Origin of the sequence: Streptococcus gallolyticus subsp. gallolyticus DSM 16831 (genome assembly GCF_002000985.1) — a bacterium.
Lineage (GTDB): Bacteria > Bacillota > Bacilli > Lactobacillales > Streptococcaceae > Streptococcus > Streptococcus gallolyticus.
Genome location: NZ_CP018822.1, coordinates 2,388,363 through 2,404,924, shown reverse-complemented (window position 1 = coordinate 2,404,924; position 16,562 = coordinate 2,388,363). Strand labels below are relative to the sequence as shown.

11 protein-coding genes are annotated in these 16,562 nt (G+C 39.5%); 9 read left to right on the top strand and 2 right to left on the bottom strand.

Going from position 1 to position 16,562, the window contains the following annotated elements; translation table 11 throughout:
- The first annotated feature begins 51 nt into the window (after positions 1 to 51).
- The 6 genes from BTR42_RS11990 (at position 52) to BTR42_RS11965 (ending at position 8,034) form a co-directional block, all read left to right on the top strand.
- Complete coding sequence (locus BTR42_RS11990; protein WP_077497910.1) at positions 52 to 330, top strand: DNA repair protein; 279 nt, start codon at positions 52 to 54, stop codon at positions 328 to 330.
- 15 nt (positions 331 to 345) lie between these two features.
- On the top strand, positions 346 to 960 hold the full coding sequence (gene lepB / locus BTR42_RS11985; protein ID WP_074658600.1) for a signal peptidase I: 615 nt from the start codon (positions 346 to 348) through the stop codon (positions 958 to 960).
- 31 nt (positions 961 to 991) lie between these two features.
- A complete protein-coding gene (locus BTR42_RS12770) occupies positions 992 to 3,733 on the top strand; it encodes a hypothetical protein (RefSeq protein ID WP_174564811.1) in 2,742 nt (913 codons plus the stop codon).
- Positions 3,734 to 4,069: 336 nt separating this feature from the next.
- The gene (locus BTR42_RS11975) at positions 4,070 to 5,419 is read left to right on the top strand and encodes a SpaA isopeptide-forming pilin-related protein (RefSeq protein WP_077497908.1); all 1,350 of its coding nucleotides are present in this window, start codon (positions 4,070 to 4,072) and stop codon (positions 5,417 to 5,419) included.
- 112 nt (positions 5,420 to 5,531) lie between these two features.
- Positions 5,532 to 7,019 carry a SpaH/EbpB family LPXTG-anchored major pilin gene (locus BTR42_RS11970; RefSeq protein WP_077497906.1) on the top strand — a complete coding sequence of 496 codons (1,488 nt, stop codon included), beginning with the start codon at positions 5,532 to 5,534 and terminating at the stop codon, positions 7,017 to 7,019.
- A 187-nt stretch (positions 7,020 to 7,206) separates the two neighbouring features.
- Complete coding sequence (locus tag BTR42_RS11965; RefSeq protein ID WP_077497904.1) at positions 7,207 to 8,034, top strand: class C sortase; 828 nt, start codon at positions 7,207 to 7,209, stop codon at positions 8,032 to 8,034.
- Between the two features lie 296 nt (positions 8,035 to 8,330).
- Here the strand turns inward: BTR42_RS11965 and treR are convergent, their stop codons facing one another.
- Entirely contained in the window at positions 8,331 to 9,044 is a 714-nt protein-coding gene (gene treR, locus BTR42_RS11960; protein WP_077497902.1) for a trehalose operon repressor, read from the bottom strand.
- Positions 9,045 to 9,240: 196 nt separating this feature from the next.
- Between treR and treP the strand changes: the two genes are divergently transcribed.
- Positions 9,241 to 11,214 carry a PTS system trehalose-specific EIIBC component gene (gene treP, locus BTR42_RS11955; RefSeq protein ID WP_077497900.1) on the top strand — a complete coding sequence of 658 codons (1,974 nt, stop codon included), beginning with the start codon at positions 9,241 to 9,243 and terminating at the stop codon, positions 11,212 to 11,214.
- A gap of 14 nt (positions 11,215 to 11,228) precedes the next feature.
- Positions 11,229 to 12,860: an alpha,alpha-phosphotrehalase gene (gene treC, locus BTR42_RS11950; RefSeq protein ID WP_077497898.1), complete on the top strand. Its 1,632-nt coding sequence runs from the start codon at positions 11,229 to 11,231 to the stop codon at positions 12,858 to 12,860.
- A gap of 401 nt (positions 12,861 to 13,261) precedes the next feature.
- Here the strand turns inward: treC and BTR42_RS11945 are convergent, their stop codons facing one another.
- Complete coding sequence (locus BTR42_RS11945) at positions 13,262 to 14,242, bottom strand: Gfo/Idh/MocA family protein (RefSeq protein ID WP_013852320.1); 981 nt, start codon at positions 14,240 to 14,242, stop codon at positions 13,262 to 13,264.
- Positions 14,243 to 14,377: 135 nt separating this feature from the next.
- Here BTR42_RS11945 and BTR42_RS11940 point away from each other — a divergent pair, with 135 nt between their 5' ends.
- The gene (locus BTR42_RS11940) at positions 14,378 to 16,273 is read left to right on the top strand and encodes a M13 family metallopeptidase (RefSeq protein WP_077497896.1); all 1,896 of its coding nucleotides are present in this window, start codon (positions 14,378 to 14,380) and stop codon (positions 16,271 to 16,273) included.
- Positions 16,274 to 16,562 lie beyond the last annotated feature (289 nt).

The window sequence follows — 16,562 nt, the reverse complement described above, 5'->3', positions numbered from 1 at the left end:
GTAAAAAGTATGTGGTAATGATTTGGAAATAATTTAGAAAGAGGTGGCGCCGTGCTTGATCCAAAACAGTTAAGAAAGCTTAAACGTTCAGACTTATTTGAACTGTTAGTTGAGCAAGCAAAAGAAATCGAAGAGCTTCAAGAGCGTGTTAACGAATTAGAAGGCAAGCTGCAGCGTCGCGAGATTAATCTTTCTGAGGCAGGTTCGATTGCTGAAGCTGCGTTGGCTATCAGTAAAGTTTTCGATGAAGCTCAAGCGGCTGCGAATGTTTACCTTAATAGTGTAAAGCGTCTTGCGGGTGCGAGCGAAGAAGATAGTGAAAAATCGTAAGAGGATACTTTTGGGATGAAGCATTTATTTCAGAAAAAATCGCAGAAAGTAGAATTAGCTGATTTACCAAAAGCAGATGCGCTTTCGGAAGAATTAGGAAAAATGAAATACCGCGAGCGTTATATACGAACATTACGAGGAACAATCTTTACGTTGCTTACAGTAGCAGCTGTTGCTGTACTCGTGGCGACAATCTGGTTGCCAGTTTTACAAATCTATGGAAATTCAATGACTCCTAACCTAGAAGCTGGAGATATGGTAGTTTCTGTTAGTAGTAAAAATTTGAAACAGGGTGATGTCGTTGCATTTTATTACAATAATAAAGTTTTGGTGAAACGTGTGATTGCGACATCTGGTCAATGGGTCAACATTGACGAGGACGGAAATGTCTATGTTGATGGCGAAAAGATTGATGAGCCATATCTTGCAGATGGTGAGAAAGCTTATGGTGAAACCAATATTGATTTGCCTTATCAAGTTCCAGATGGAAAATTCTTCGTCATGGGAGATCACCGAAGTGTCTCAATTGATTCGCGTAACACCGCTGTTGGTACTGTGAGTGAAGAACAGTTAGTTGGCAAGCTAACGTTTAGAATTTGGCCGCTCACACGAATTGGAACGATTGAATAAATGAAAAAAGATTTATTTAGAAAGGAGTCGGATGAAGAAGTTAGGGATTAAGCTAGCAAATCTGATAAAAAAGAGGGTACAAGATAGTATTATTGCAAAAATTGCTTTAGTATTATCGGTTGCTATTGTTTTTTGCACAACCTATCTTTTAATTTTGCCAGCGCTAACAATTAGTACAGATAGCAGTTCTTCTGTTATTCAGTCAGTAAGTAGTTCGGAAGAAACAACTACTGAAGATTTGCAAGAAGAAAGCAGTCAAGCAGAAAGTTCAGAAGCATCAGATAGTAGCACAACGACATCAGAAGCAGAGACAGAAACGTCAGATTCTGTCGCTGCAGGAAGTTTAAGTGCTGAAACATCAGATGTTACGGTGACGGTAACGTATGAGGATGATACGTTTTCAGAACCTGTTACGTTAAAAGTCAGCTCAGTATCAGATACGAGCGCTATTAATGACAAGCTGACATCTGTTTTGAGTGAAACAAAGCAAACTTTGGCACAAGCTTATACATATGATATTTCGTTTGTCACAGCAAGTGGTGAAGAAGTTGAACCAAGTAAGGATGTCAATGTCTCAATCGCCTTTAAGAATGCCGTTTCAAGTTCTGAACTCGGAGGTAACTGGAAGCTTTATCACTTTGTGGACAATGATGTCAATAAGGTGGAGGACCTCACAGGACAGACTGATACAACGATTAACCAAGACAGTTCAGAAAATGTCACAAGCGTTGATTTTAAGTCAGATAGTTTTTCAAACTATACTGTCGCAGATGTCACATATGCTGACTTTTCAGATTACTTGACGGGATACAGCTATGACGAAAGCTCTGTTCAAGAAGACTTGTCAACGGAAGAATTGACGATTTCATTAAAGTTATCATTTAAGATTAACCAAACCGATTTGACGAGTGAAAAAAATTATTATCTCGCATTGCCAGATGATACCTCAATTGGTGCCGACATTACACTCGGAACAGAATACACTGGTCGTGATGGTAATGGTACGGAAGCTTATAAATATAAATTTTACTATGATGAGTCAACTGGTAAATATTATATCTTGGTTTCGTTTGACGATTCTTACGTGTCATCAATGGGAAGTGGGGTTGAGTCTACAGGGTATATTAATTATGAAGCAATCTTTGGTTTAGAGCATAAGACCAGTGATGGTGGGTATACTGTTGTTTATTCAGATGATGTTAAAGTTGAAATTCCAGCGAGTGATATTACAAAGAATTACGACTTAACCACATCAAAAACTGGTACAGTTTCATACGACGGAGATACACCGTATATTACTTATACCATTACGGTAGATTCTAAGTATGGAACACCTGGAAATATTGATTTAACAGATACTTTAACAGCCTCTGGTATTTCAATTGATTCTGTTGATAATGTTTCGATTACAAAATCAACTTATGCAGGTAGTACAAGCAACGTTACAAGCACGGAGACGGTGTCTAAAAGTCCAACTTTTGATACGGCTAATGGTACTTGGTCGCTAACTTTGGATCAATTGACAAGTGGTGGAACGGATTCAGACGGAAATGCAATTGGGCATTTCTACACAATCACTTATCGTTATAAAGTTGCGGATTTAACGGCTGGTGAAGACGTGAAAGTTAGTAATACTGTCAATGCTGTTTCTAAAGACGATAGTGATAAACGTGAGACGAGTAGTAGTACAAGTGTTGACTTAAAACTAAATGAAGTTAAGAAAAGTGGTAAATATGATAGTAGCACGGGTAAAATCACTTGGATAATCACGGTCAATCCTAATGGCAATGATATTGCAGGGGCTATTTTAACAGATAGTTTCCTTAGCGAAGCGAGTGATTTGAAGATTTCTCCAAGCGATACTGGTTACACCATTCAGTATGATAGTTCTGGTAACGTTTCTAAAATAAAATTTAATGCTGTTTCAGACGGAAAAAATACTAACAACTACACTATCACTTACACTACAGATGTGAGTGACACTGGTTGGTCAAGTTCTAAAGTCAAAAATACGGTAACCCTAGATGATGACGGTGATACCACAACGACTGATGATCAAACAAAAGATTCTTCGAGCCCGTCTGTACCAGGTTCTGGTGATTTGACTAAGACTTTTGTGAGTGAAGAAGATACTGATGATTCTGATGTCAAAGTTCTTAATTGGAAAACTGAAATCACGATGCCTGACAGTGGAGTGATTGAAAAAGGAACGACGTTTACTGATGTTTTGATGGAACCATACAATCGGAATTCTGAGATTCATTGGTATTCAAAATCACAATTAGAAGATTTATACACGCAGTTGGTTAGTATTTTTGGTGAAGGGAATTTCACCTTAAAAGCAAGACAACGGTCTTCAGAGTCTTATACAGATTATGCAAACTTGGATGATAGTGTTAATTACACAGAGTTTGTCATTACACTAACGTCTGATTTTGAGTCAACCGATAATGTATCATTTGAGTATGCTTCGACAGCTAAGTTGAGTGACGGAGCGACATTAGATTTTAGAAATACAATCACTTCTGGGGATCACAGTAGCCAGGTTGATTATCACCATACTAGCAATCCAAATGTTGTTAAAATGGATGGTGATGAAAACCCAGCAACGTCAACGAAATCTAGCACAGATGGTGTGATTACATGGAAAGTTAAGGTTAACTTGAGTGATGATGCGACAAGCATGACTGTTACTGATACGTTACCAGTTGACGGTGATGGTGTAGCCCTTGTTTCATTGACTGGTTTGACTTATGGCCAACACTATGGATAAATTTCAGCCGTTATCAGTGGTACTAGTATTACCAGTGGTGAAAATGGTTGGGGAACGTATAATATTGACCTAACTGGTAGTATTTCGGATGATAATGTTGTTACCTTAAACTTTAGTACGACTGACGGTCAGACACTAAAGAATAATATTGGTGGAAATAACGATTTCTGGTTAACCTTTACAACGACTTATAATGACCTACCTGAAGAAGGAACAGTTGTAACAGATACCTTAACCAATACAGTATCTGTTATCGTTGACGGTGACCAAGATTATGGTTCTGATAGTCAGACACAGAATGTAACGATTGGTAAAGAAAAAACTGAAACCACTCCGATGACTAAGACTGGTACGTGGGATAATAACAATCGTGCTTTGCACTATAGTTTATCCATTAATCCAAGTGCTGAGGACTTGGTTGACGGAACGGATGAACTGACTTTGACAGACGTTCTAACGTTTTATGGTGCGGACATTTCGGTAGCACTAAACCAAAGCTCGGTTAAACTTTACTACGCTGATAGTGGTGAGGAAGTTCCAACAAGCGAATGGTCATGGAAAGTGTCGTTAACGGATAACGGTTATGGAACCTATACAAGTACCTTGACGGTTACCTTGAAAGATGCCACAGCTTATACGCTCGCCTATGACTATCTTGTTTCAAAAGAAAATCCAGATACGTCTAGTACGTATTGGCCAACCAATACAGCTACCTTATCAGGACTTAGTAATGGATCGACTGGAACAACTACTGAAGTAGCATGGTCGAAGATTGGTACTGATGCAGGAATTGATACCGAAAAATCATATACGATTAATAAGGTTGATGCGGATAACTATGGTTTAGGTTTGGCAAATGCGGTGTTTACTGTCTATAAATATGACGGTGATGACGATGATAGCAATGATGAAGCCATTGCAACCTATACAACGGATGCTAATGGTCACATTACAATCACGAAGTCAAACCTACCGTCAACATTTACAGAAGGTAATTTCTATTACTTCAAAGAGACAACTGCGCCGTCAGGTTATGAGTTGTCGGATAGTTCAAGTAAGTATTACTTCTACTACGATACGGAGAATACGATAACACCGACAGGTGTTCTTAGCGGTGCAGTCAACTTAGCCAAGACTTCAGATTCAGTTTACGTTGAAAACGAAAAGATTAAGACGATTGATTTAACCGTCAATAAGAAATGGTTCACGGCTGATGGTGATGAAACAAGTCGTTCTGATGGTTCTATCACTTATGATGTGATTCAGGTTGCAACGGCAGAGGACGGAACTTCGACCGAATCAACTTATAAGTCTGGGGAAACGTTAAGTCATGATGATAACTGGACGAAAACTTATACAGAATTACCTGTTTCGGGTACGGATTCATCTGGCAATGCGGTCACTTATACTTATTACGTTAAAGAGAACGCTGTTTCTGGTTATGATACTAGCTACACTAATAGTAATAATGCTGTTCCTACTGAGGAAGCAGCTGATATGGCGATTGCTTCAGATTCTGCAACGATTACCATTAGGAATACTGCTCAGAAGCAATACGACTTGCCTGATACTGGTGGTAATGGAACGCAATGGCATTACATAGCTGGTGCGGTGTTATCATTGCTTGCTATTGGCTTGTTAATCTTTAAAGTCTATAAACGTTATCAGATAGGAGGTCACCTATGATGATAACTAGTTTTATTGGTAAAGGTGGTGTTGCTTAGTCGATACTCGCCAAGCCTTAGATTATATTTTTACTCTACTCACACTAAATCAAAAAAGAAAGAAAAGGATTTTAATGAAAAACTTTAAATTAATTTTTGCTATATTGTTGGCAGCTCTTTTCACCTTTGTTGGTGGAAAGGCATTCGCCGATACAACTTATAGTTTGACTATTAGTGGTACAAGTGAAGGTCACACTTATGAAGCTTATCAAATTTTTAGTGGTGACCTTTCATCGGATGGCACTACTCTTTCAAATATTGCTTGGGGTTCTGGTGTTACTGCTTTTACCTACGACAATGCAACTGATGCAGCAACAATCGCCGAAAAAATTTCTGGAGAAAAATATGATTCAACCACAGCAAAAGCATTTGCTAAATTAGCCGGTGCAAATGTTACAACTGCTTCAGGTAGTGCAACAAGTAGTGCTGGTTCAACTGTTATTTCTGGTTTAGCACCAGGTTACTATTTGGTGAAAGATAAAGATGAGTCACAAAATGGAAAAAATGCAGCCTATACTCGTTTTATCTTACAAGTTGTCGGTGATGCAACAGCACAACTTAAAAATGACACACCTACTGTTCAAAAGAAAGTTAAAGATACTAACGACACAGCTGGTACAACTACTGATTGGCAAGATTCTGCTGACTATGATATTGGAGATACAATTCCTTTCCAATTGAAAGCAACATTACCGGCACATATCTCTGAATATGACCATTACTACGTTGAATTTACAGATACTTTGTCTGCAGGTTTGACATTTGACAAAATTACAAAAGTAACAGCTGATGGTACAACTCTTACTTCTGATCAATACACAGTAACAACAACTAGTAATTCAGCTGGTACAACAACACTTTCTGTTATCATCACTGATGTAAAAGCTGTAGCTACAATTACTAAAGATGATGATATTGTTGTAGAATACAATGCTACTCTGAACTCAAAAGCTGTTATTGGTTCAGCTGGTAACCCTAACAAAGTTAAATTAACATACTCAAACAACCCAAATAATACTGGTGATGGTACATCTAAACCAGGCGATACTGGTGAAACTCCAGAAGATACTGTTATCGTCTTTACTTACAAAGTTGTTGTAAATAAAGTTAAAGAAGATGGAACTAGTCCACTAGAAGGTGCTGGATTCACTCTTTACAAAAAAGATTCATCTGGTAAATGGAATGAAGTAGAAACAATCTCAGCTGGAGATACAACTACTTTCACATTCTCAGGTCTTGATGATGGTGATTACAAACTTGTAGAAACAACCGTACCAGATGGTTACAACAAAGCCTCTGATGTTGAATTTACAATTTCAGCAAGTCACAGTGAAGAAGCTGATGAACCTAAATTGATTTCACTTTCAGTTGACCAAACAAGTGCTGATTTTACTTCAAGCACTACTGATGGTTCTTTAACAACTGATGTTGTCAACAAAAAAGGTTCTGTTCTTCCTTCAACTGGTGGTATGGGAACAACTATCCTTTACGTTGTAGGTACTATTCTTGTTCTTGCTGCTGGTATCTTGCTTGTTACTAAAAAACGCATGGATGCTAAATAAACACTAGGCAGACTGTTGTTATAGGCGTTAGGTTGCAAGGTGGAAAATAAAGCGTTAATACTTTGTAATGAGTTTTAGACCGATTGGTCGGCTGTTAGAGCCTTGTTACCTAGCAGGGAGTGGATGAGGAGTGTCAACTTTTCTTTCGCTCCCTTTCCTATTGCAATGGTGAGGAGAGCCCTTTATTATGATAAAAAAGATTAAAGAGAATTATTTGACGATTAGCCTCGTCGGCATATTATTAATCGGGCTGTCCTTGTTATTGTATCCGACAGTTAGCGATTATTGGAATTCATTTCACCAATCTGAGGCGGTTGCTGGTTATGTGCAAGATGTTGAGGATATGAGTGAGCAGAAGAAAGCAGAGATGTTGGCTGCTGCGCAAGCTTATAATCAGACGTTGCAGACAGGGGTTATTCCTGATTTGAATTTGTCGAGTGCTGAGACTAAGACCTATGACCAGACGCTTGATGTGACTGGTACGGGGATTATGGCTTATGTTGAAATTCCTAAGTTGAATACGACTTTGCCGATTTACCATGGTACGGACGATAGTGTCTTGCAGGTGGCTATTGGGCATATCCCAGGGACATCACTTCCTGTGGGTGGTAAAGGAACGCACGCTGTGATTTCAGGTCACCGTGGTTTAGCGTCTGCGAAGTTGTTTACGGATATTGACCGCTTGGTTGAGGGCGATACGTTCATGATTCAGGTTTTGGACGAGACGTTGACTTACGAAGTGGACCAAATTTTGACGGTAACGCCAGATGACGTGTCGGCGTTAGCAATCGACCCAGAGCAAGACTATGTGACTTTGGTGACTTGTACGCCGTATGGAGTCAATACTCACCGTCTCTTGGTTCGTGGTCACCGTATCGCTAATCAGGAAAATGCTGCGCGTGTGACATCTGAAGCCAGTCAGGTGAAACCATTGATGGTTGCGCCATTCCTTGGAATATTTATTTTAATCGTGCTTTTATTGGTGGTAAATGTTTACCGCAGATTACGACATTAATGCAAAAGCAGCTGGACATTTCGTGTCCAGCTGCTTTTTTGGTTGAAGAATTTTTTTGCTATTTGCTTTAATTTCCTTGCTTTCAATTTTTAGCTCAAACTGTTTGGGCGACGGTAGGCATCATTTTTGTGCTTGCTTTGCTAGCAAGTATTTCTGAAATTGAACAGCAACAATCATTGTTTTTTCCTTAGTTAGTGTGGGTGGTAGGGCTGACAGTTCGGCAGGAAATCCGCATTTCAAAGTTTTCGAGATGTGGGAGAGACTGCGTTTTTTTATTCTCAAATAGGTGTCACGTGTTACTGTGGTTTTCGGGTTGCGAAGTCAACGAAGCGGAATTTTTCGAGTTTGTGTCTGCTTTCGGTGAATTGGAATTGGTGTTTGTTGGCGAGGTAAACTTTTGATTTGACAGAGACGACGTGGTGTTCGGCACCGATGTCAAGGAGTAGTTTGTCACGGTCAGTTAGCTGGTCAATGGTGATTTCTTTTTGAGCGTAAGCGATGATGAGGTGGAGTTGATTTTCAAGGTAATCGTAAATGGATTGTTCGGCGATTTCTCGTGTCATATTTGGCACGATTTTTTTGTCTAAATAATCAATGTCAAGGACAGAAGCGGTGCCGTCAACGACACGTTGGCGAATGATTCGCCAGACAAGGTTATTTTTCTTGAAACCTGTCAGCGTAGCTAATTTTTCATCAACGATAAGTTTATCAATGGCAATGACATTGGTTTTGGAATTGATATGGTGAGCGTCGACCAGCTCTTTATAGCTTGTGAGCTGTGAAACGGGAAAATCAATCTGCTCGTGCTTGATGACTTGAGAGCCAGAACCGTGAATTTTCTGAATAAGCCCTGCTTCGGCAAGGAGACTAAGCGCTTTGCGGATAGTGTCACGGCTCATATGGTAGGTCTGGGTTAGCTCATTTTCGGTGGGGAGATAGTCGCCTGCTTGGTAAATGCCAGAGGTGATATCGTGTTCAAGTTCTTTAAAGATTTGTTCGTATTTTTTCATGAGTTGTGTTGAAAAATTCCTTAAGTTTTCTAAAGTTGTTTTTAAATTACCATACAACTTGAAAAAATTCAAGAAAAAATGTGCTTATTTATGCCAAACAACTTGCAGACAAAATAGAAAACGATTACAATAACCTTGTAAATAAAGCTAGCAACTATTTATAGACTAACGAAGGAGTCGGTTTTACCGAAGACATATGGGAAAATTTGAAAGAGATGCCCGTGAAATGCTTGAAGCTATCGGCGGGAAAGAAAATATTGCGGCGGTAACGCATTGTGCGACGCGGATGCGTTTTGTTTTAAATGATGAGAGTAAGGCAGATGTTAAGCGTTTGGAAGCCATCCCTGCGGTTAAGGGGACATTTACAAATGCAGGGCAATTCCAAGCAATTATCGGAAATGATGTCCCTATTTTTTATAATGATTTTACAGCGGTTTCTGGTATCGAAGGGGTATCAAAAGAAGCGGCTAAATCAGCAGCGCAGAAAAATCAAAATTGGTTACAACGTGCGCTTGCAATGTTGGCGGAAATTTTTACACCTATCATTCCAGCGATTATCGTTGGTGGTTTGATTTTAGGTTTTCGTAATATCCTTGAAGGTGTAGAATGGTCAGCATTGAATGGTAAGACGATTGTTGAGGTTTCTCAATTTTGGTCTGGTGTGAACTCATTCTTGTGGTTGCCAGGTGAAGCGATTTTCCACTATTTACCAGTGGGAATCGTCTGGTCTGTGACACGTAAAATGGGAACTAGCCAGATTCTGGGGATTGTTCTGGGGATTTGTTTGATTTCTCCAAACCAACTGTTAAATGCTTATAATGTTGCCAGCACATCAGCTGCTGAAATTGCGGCAAACTGGACTTGGGATTTTGGTTTCTTTACAGTTCAAAAAATTGGTTACCAAGCTCAAGTTATCCCAGCGCTTTTGGCAGGGTTGTCTTTGGCTTATCTGGAACGGTTCTGGCGTAAGCATATTCCAGAAGTGATTTCAATGATTTTTGTGCCGTTTCTATCATTGATTCCAGCATTGATTTTGGCACATACGGTGCTTGGTCCAATTGGTTGGACAATTGGTAAAGGTATTTCAGCAGTGGTACTTGCTGGATTGACTGGTCCTGTGAAATGGCTCTTTGGTGCTATCTTCGGTGCACTTTATGCGCCACTTGTTATTACTGGTTTACACCACATGACGAATGCGATTGATACACAATTGATTGCGGATGCTGGTGGTACTGGGCTTTGGCCAATGATTGCTTTGTCAAATATTGCTCAAGGTTCTGCTGTTTTGGCGTTTTATGTGATGAATCGTCATGATGAACGTGAAGCTCAAATTTCATTGCCAGCAGCGATTTCAGCTTATCTTGGTGTTACAGAACCAGCACTTTTCGGGGTTAACTTGAAGTATGTTTACCCATTTGTTGCAGGGATGATCGGTTCAGGTATTGCAGGGCTATTCTGTACAAGTTTCAATATCACGGCTAATGCGATTGGTATCGGTGGTTTGCCAGGTATTCTTTCGATTCAAGCAAAATATATGGGCTTATTTGCCATTGATATGGTGATTGCAATTGTTATTCCATTTGTTTTGACATTTATTTTCCGTCGTGTTGGTTTCTTGACAAAAGCTGAAGATGAAGTGAAGTCAGAAGAAAATTCACAAGTTCAGGCAGTTGTTGAGGCTAAAAAGGATGCGGAAGTGCCTGCAGGAACAGTGATTTCTATCCAAAGTCCGCTTGCAGGACGTGCTAAAAATTTGAGTGAAGCACCAGACCCTGTTTTTGCCCAAGGTGTTATGGGACAAGGTGTTGTGATTGAACCGACAGAAGGAGAATTGGTTGCGCCAGTTGACGGTGTGGTGTCAGTTCTTTTCCCAACAAAACATGCGATTGGTTTGGTTTCAGATGAAGGCCTTGAATTGTTGATGCATATCGGTATGGACACGGTAAATCTTGACGGAGACGGCTTTACAGCTCATGTTAAGCAAGGTGATAGAGTGTCGGTTGGTGATGCTTTGATTAGTTTTGACATGGCAGCTATTCAAGCGGCTGGCTATCCTGTGGCGACACCTGTTATTGTGACCAATCAAAATGATTTCCAGACGGATGTTACGCGAGAATTGCCGTGTGATGTTGCGCGTGGGGAAGCGATTTTTACAGCAAGTAAATTGTGATAAAGGAGCAAAAATTGGCATTTGATAAGAGAAAAGTCGTCTATCAGATTTACCCAAAATCTTATAAAGATACGACAGGCAATGGCGTAGGGGATTTGCGTGGGATTATTGAAAAATTACCCTATTTGGAAGAATTAGGTGTTGATGTCATCTGGCTCAACCCTTTCTATCCAAGTCCTCAACGTGATAATGGGTACGATATTTCAGATTACACAGCGGTCAATCCCTTATTTGGGACAATGACTGATTTTGAAGAATTAAGTCAAAAAGCTAAGGAACATGGCATTGAATTAATGCTTGATATGGTTTTGAATCATTGTTCAATAGAGCATGAATGGTTCCAAAAAGCTTTAGCTGGGGATAAATATTATCAAGATTTCTTCATTTTACGTGATACGCCGACGAATTGGGTTTCAAAATTCGGTGGCAATGCTTGGGCACCATTTGGTGATACTGGCAAATATTATTTGCATTTGTTTGACATTACACAAGCTGACTTGAATTGGCGCAATCCGCATGTGCGTGAGGAATTGTTCAAGGTGGTTAATTTCTGGCGTGAAAAAGGTGTCAAGGGATTTCGCTTTGATGTGATTAATTTAATCGGTAAAGATGAAGAGCTGAAAGATAATACTGCTTTTGATGGTAAACCTGAATACACAGACCGTCCGATTGCGCACGATTATTTGAAAATGTTAAATCAAGCGACATTTGGTCAAGATGACAATAGCATGACGGTTGGTGAAATGAGCTTTACAGACATTCCAAATTGTATCCAGTATAGCAACCCTGACAGTCATGAATTGGATATGGTTTTCAATTTTCATCATCTTAAGGTTGACTACGAAAATGGTCAAAAATGGACGTTAAAATCATTTGATTTTGAAGAATTAAAAACACTTTTCCACACTTGGGGTGAAAAAATGAGTGAGGGTGGTGGCTGGTCAGCACTTTTCTGGAATAATCATGACCAACCTCGTGCGATTAATCGTTTCATAGATGTTAAAAACTTCCGTAATGAGGGAGCGACCATGTTAGCGGCAGCTATTCATTTGTCTCGTGGTACACCATATATTTACATGGGCGAAGAAATTGGTATGCTCGATCCAGATTATGACAGCATGGCTGATTATGTTGATGTTGAATGTTTAAATGCTTACCAAGAATTACTGACATCAGGCAAGACAGAAGCGGAAGCATTTGCCATTATTCAAGCAAAATCACGTGACAATAGCCGTACGCCGATGCAATGGGATGCTTCAGAGAATGCGGGATTTTCAACAGGCACACCATGGTTGAAAGTTGGTAAAACGTATCGTGACATTAATGTTGAAAATGAAAAAAGCGGACCAATCTTCACTTTCTATCAACAATTGATTCGTCTGAGAAAAGACTTGCCAATTATTGCGGAAGGAAGTTATCAGTCAGCTTATCAAGATAATCCTTATATTTATGCGTTTGAACGTCATTTTGACGGAAAACAGTTGTTGGTGTTGAATAACTTTTTTGCTAAAGAAGTTGAGCTTGATTTGCCAGAAGCTTATCAGTCAGGACAAGTTTTGTTAAGCAATTATCCAGAAACAAACCTTTCTGAAAAAATCACTTTAAAACCTTATCAAACACTTGCCATTTATCAAGAAAATTTATAAAGCAAGTAGGATAATGACCAGAATGGTAATTATCAATACAATGGCCAAACCGTAGCCGATTTTTCCAAGACAGCTGTGTGGATTAATGGAAATACCAAACGTTCTGATACGCGTCAAGTCGTTTGTTTGAGCAAATTTATCACATTCATACCGATTACCCAGTGATAATCATGCCAAGAATAGCAAGACATGATGTGCAAAGAAGCAGTTTAGACACTCCGTTAGACAACGATTTTCCCAAAAAGATGTCAATACACATAAGGATGATAAATAGTATTAAACAAGCATAGAGCATAATCACATGATATGGTGTATTTCCATTTCCCCCATAGCACTTTGAGACGAATCTGGCGGGTAAAAATATATGAGCAGGGAGATTTCCCTGCTCATTTTGTGTGTTGTCATTCTTCTTCTGGGTAAGTGAGGTTCCAGTCTTTGCGGAGTTTTGTCATAATGTCCATGACGTCTTTGGTGTAGTCAAGGTGCATGGTATTTTCTTGACCAGAAACGGCATTTTCCATGTCAGCGACTTCGTAGGAAAGAGCGAGTGCGGTACTTCCAGCTTCGATGACTTCTTGATGTCCGTCCTCGGTATAGGTAATCACCGCTTTTTGCCCACGAGGGTATTCGTAAAGTTCGATATAGCCTTTATCATAAGCGATTGTTCCACGTTTTGGTTGTTTGGCGTGAAGGCTTAATGTCAAGGTTGCCATTTCGCCTTGGCTATTCGTTAGCAAAATCCCAGCTTGTTCATCGACTCCTGTCGGAGCTAGTTTTACTTGGGAAGCAATTTGAGTCGGCGTTGATGTCATAAACCAACGGACAAAAGAAAGAGCATAGACACCAATATCAAGAAGTGCACCGCCAGCTAACTGACGATTAAAGAAACGGTTTGTCATATCGTATTCTTTGTAGCTACCAAAATTCATTTGAATGAGCTTCAATTCACCGAGTTTTCCAGTCGCAATGATTTCTGAAAGTTTGCGGTAAATTGGCATATGGAAAATGGTCATGGCTTCTGCTAAAATGACGTGATTTTCTTCAGCTAGCTTGATAGCTTCGTCCAATTCGTCAGCGTTAAGCGTAATTGACTTTTCACATAAGACGTGTTTGCCGTTTGCTAGGGCTTTGCGCAAAAAGTTAATGTGTGTATTGTGTGGCGTTGAGATGTAAATAATATCTACGTTAGGGTCGTCAAATACCTCATCAATAGTTTGATAAACTTTGTCAATGCCATATTTTTCAGCGAAAGCTAGCCCCTTATCATAAGTACGGTTAGCAACAGAATAGAGTTTTCGCCCTTGTTGTTGAAGTGCTTGCGCTAATTCATTAGCAATGACACCAGTTCCTAGGGTTGCCCAATTATAATGTTTTTTAGTCATAGTCGCCTCCTTGCCCTAAGTATAGCAAAAAAGTGTCAGAAAGTCCGTTATTTAATCTCTAACAAATGCGCTTTATATCTGCTATTCTCACGTTTTTTTGATAAAATGGTTTTAATAGATTAAAGGAGATTTTTTATGACTCGATATCAAGACGATTTTTATGATGCTGTCAATGGCGAATGGGAAAAAACAGCCGTCATTCCTGATGATAAACCACGTACAGGTGGTTTTTCAGATTTAGCCGATGAGATTGAAGACTTAATGTTGGCGACAACAGATAAATGGCTTAGCGGCGAAGATGTGCCAGAGGACAGTATTTTACAAAACTATATCAAGTTTCATCGTATGACTTCAGATTATGATAAACGTGAAGAAGTTGGTGTCGCGCCAGTTCTTCCATTGATTGAAGAATACAAAAACTTGGATTCTTTTGCTGAATTTGCAGGCAAAATTGCCGATTTTGAAATGGCAGGAAAACCAAATGAATTCCCACTTGGTGTTGCCCCAGATTTCATGAATGCGCAGCTTAATGTTCTTTGGGCAGAAGCTCCTGGAACAATCTTGCCTGATACGACTTACTATGCCGAAGATAACGAAAAAGGTAAAGAATTACTAGCTATCTGGCGCCAAATGCAAGAAGAATTATTGCCAAAATTTGGTTTTTCAGCTGAAGAAACGAAAGACTTGCTTGACAAGGTGATTGAATTAGATGCCAAAGTCGCTAAATATGTTTTGTCACGTGAAGAATCTTCTGAATACGTCAAACTTTATCACCCATATGATTGGGCTGATTTTACAAAATTAGCACCAGAATTGCCTTTGGACGCTATTTTCACGCAAATTTTGGGAGAAATTCCTGACAAAGTGATTGTTCCTGAAGAACGTTTCTGGACAGAATTTGCTGCTGACTATTATTCAGAAAAAAACTGGGATTTGCTAAAGGCAGATTTGGTTTTATCAGCTACGGGGGCATTTAACGGTTACTTAACAGATGATATTCGTGTGCTTTCAGGTGCTTATGGTCGTGCGCTTTCAGGAACACCACAGGCTATGGATAAGAAAAAAGCGGCATATTACTTAGCTTCAGGTCCTTACAACCAAGCACTTGGTCTTTGGTATGCTGGGCAAAAATTCTCTCCAGAAGCTAAAGCCGATGTGGAGCATAAAGTAGCGACAATGATTGATGTTTACAAGAAACGTTTGACATCAGCAGATTGGTTGGCAAAAGAAACACGTGATAAAGCCATTGTTAAATTAAACGTGATTACACCACACATTGGTTATCCTGAAAAATTGCCAGAAACTTATGCTAAGAAAATCATTGATGATTCGTTGTCATTAGTTGAAAATGCGCAAAACCTTGCTAAAATTTCAATCGCACATAGCTGGAGCAAATGGAACAAGCCTGTTGACCGTAGTGAATGGCATATGCCTGCCCATATGGTTAATGCTTACTATGACCCACAACAAAATCAGATTGTCTTTCCAGCGGCTATCTTACAAGCCCCATTTTACAGTTTAGAACAAAGTTCATCTGCTAACTATGGTGGTATTGGTGCGGTTATTTCCCATGAAATTTCACATGCTTTTGATACCAATGGTGCATCATTTGACGAACATGGTAGCCTCAATAACTGGTGGAAAGAAGCTGATTACAAAGCCTTTACAGAACGTACGGATAAAATCGTTGACCAATTTGATGGTTTAGATTCATATGGTGCGAAAGTCAATGGTAAATTAACCGTTTCTGAAAATGTGGCTGACCTTGGTGGTGTGGCTTGTGCGCTCGAAGCTGCAAAACAAGACGAGGATTTCTCAGCACGTGATTTCTTCATCAACTTTGCGACGATTTGGCGCATGAAAGCGCGTGATGAATATATGCAAATGTTAGCAAGCATTGACGTTCACGCACCAGGAAAACTTCGTACCAATGTTACATTGACAAACTTTGATGAATTCCACACAGAATTTGATATCAAAGCAGGAGACCCAATGTGGCGCGCACCAGAAGAACGCGTTATCATTTGGTGATTTGTTGAAAAAAGTTTGAAGCTGAGCATTTTAGCTCAGCTTTTTTGTTGGGATTTGTTAACCTTCAGAATATAGGAGAGGCTGTGTTTCGTTTATTTCTCTTTTAGCAATTCTTGATAATTGAGCAGCGGTAGTTATTTTTTGGAACAAAGGATTAACGGTATCTTCAAATGAATTTAAAAAAAGTATGTTACAATAAACAATGGTGTTATATTGTAACAATGCGATAAATTGTGGGAAATATGTATTCAAAGCGTAAAGACTGGCATGGTTATTGGTCAGTTGGACG

Coding starts and splice junctions, on each gene's coding strand:
- BTR42_RS11975 (WP_077497908.1), top strand. CDS start 4,070: ATGACTAAGACTGGTACGTGGGATAATAACAATCGTGCTTTGCACTAT.
- treP (WP_077497900.1), top strand. CDS start 9,241: ATGGGAAAATTTGAAAGAGATGCCCGTGAAATGCTTGAAGCTATCGGC.
- BTR42_RS11945 (WP_013852320.1), bottom strand. CDS start 14,242: ATGACTAAAAAACATTATAATTGGGCAACCCTAGGAACTGGTGTCATT.
- lepB (WP_074658600.1), top strand. CDS start 346: ATGAAGCATTTATTTCAGAAAAAATCGCAGAAAGTAGAATTAGCTGAT.
- BTR42_RS11970 (WP_077497906.1), top strand. CDS start 5,532: ATGAAAAACTTTAAATTAATTTTTGCTATATTGTTGGCAGCTCTTTTC.
- BTR42_RS11965 (WP_077497904.1), top strand. CDS start 7,207: ATGATAAAAAAGATTAAAGAGAATTATTTGACGATTAGCCTCGTCGGC.
- BTR42_RS12770 (WP_174564811.1), top strand. CDS start 992: ATGAAGAAGTTAGGGATTAAGCTAGCAAATCTGATAAAAAAGAGGGTA.
- BTR42_RS11940 (WP_077497896.1), top strand. CDS start 14,378: ATGACTCGATATCAAGACGATTTTTATGATGCTGTCAATGGCGAATGG.
- treR (WP_077497902.1), bottom strand. CDS start 9,044: ATGAAAAAATACGAACAAATCTTTAAAGAACTTGAACACGATATCACC.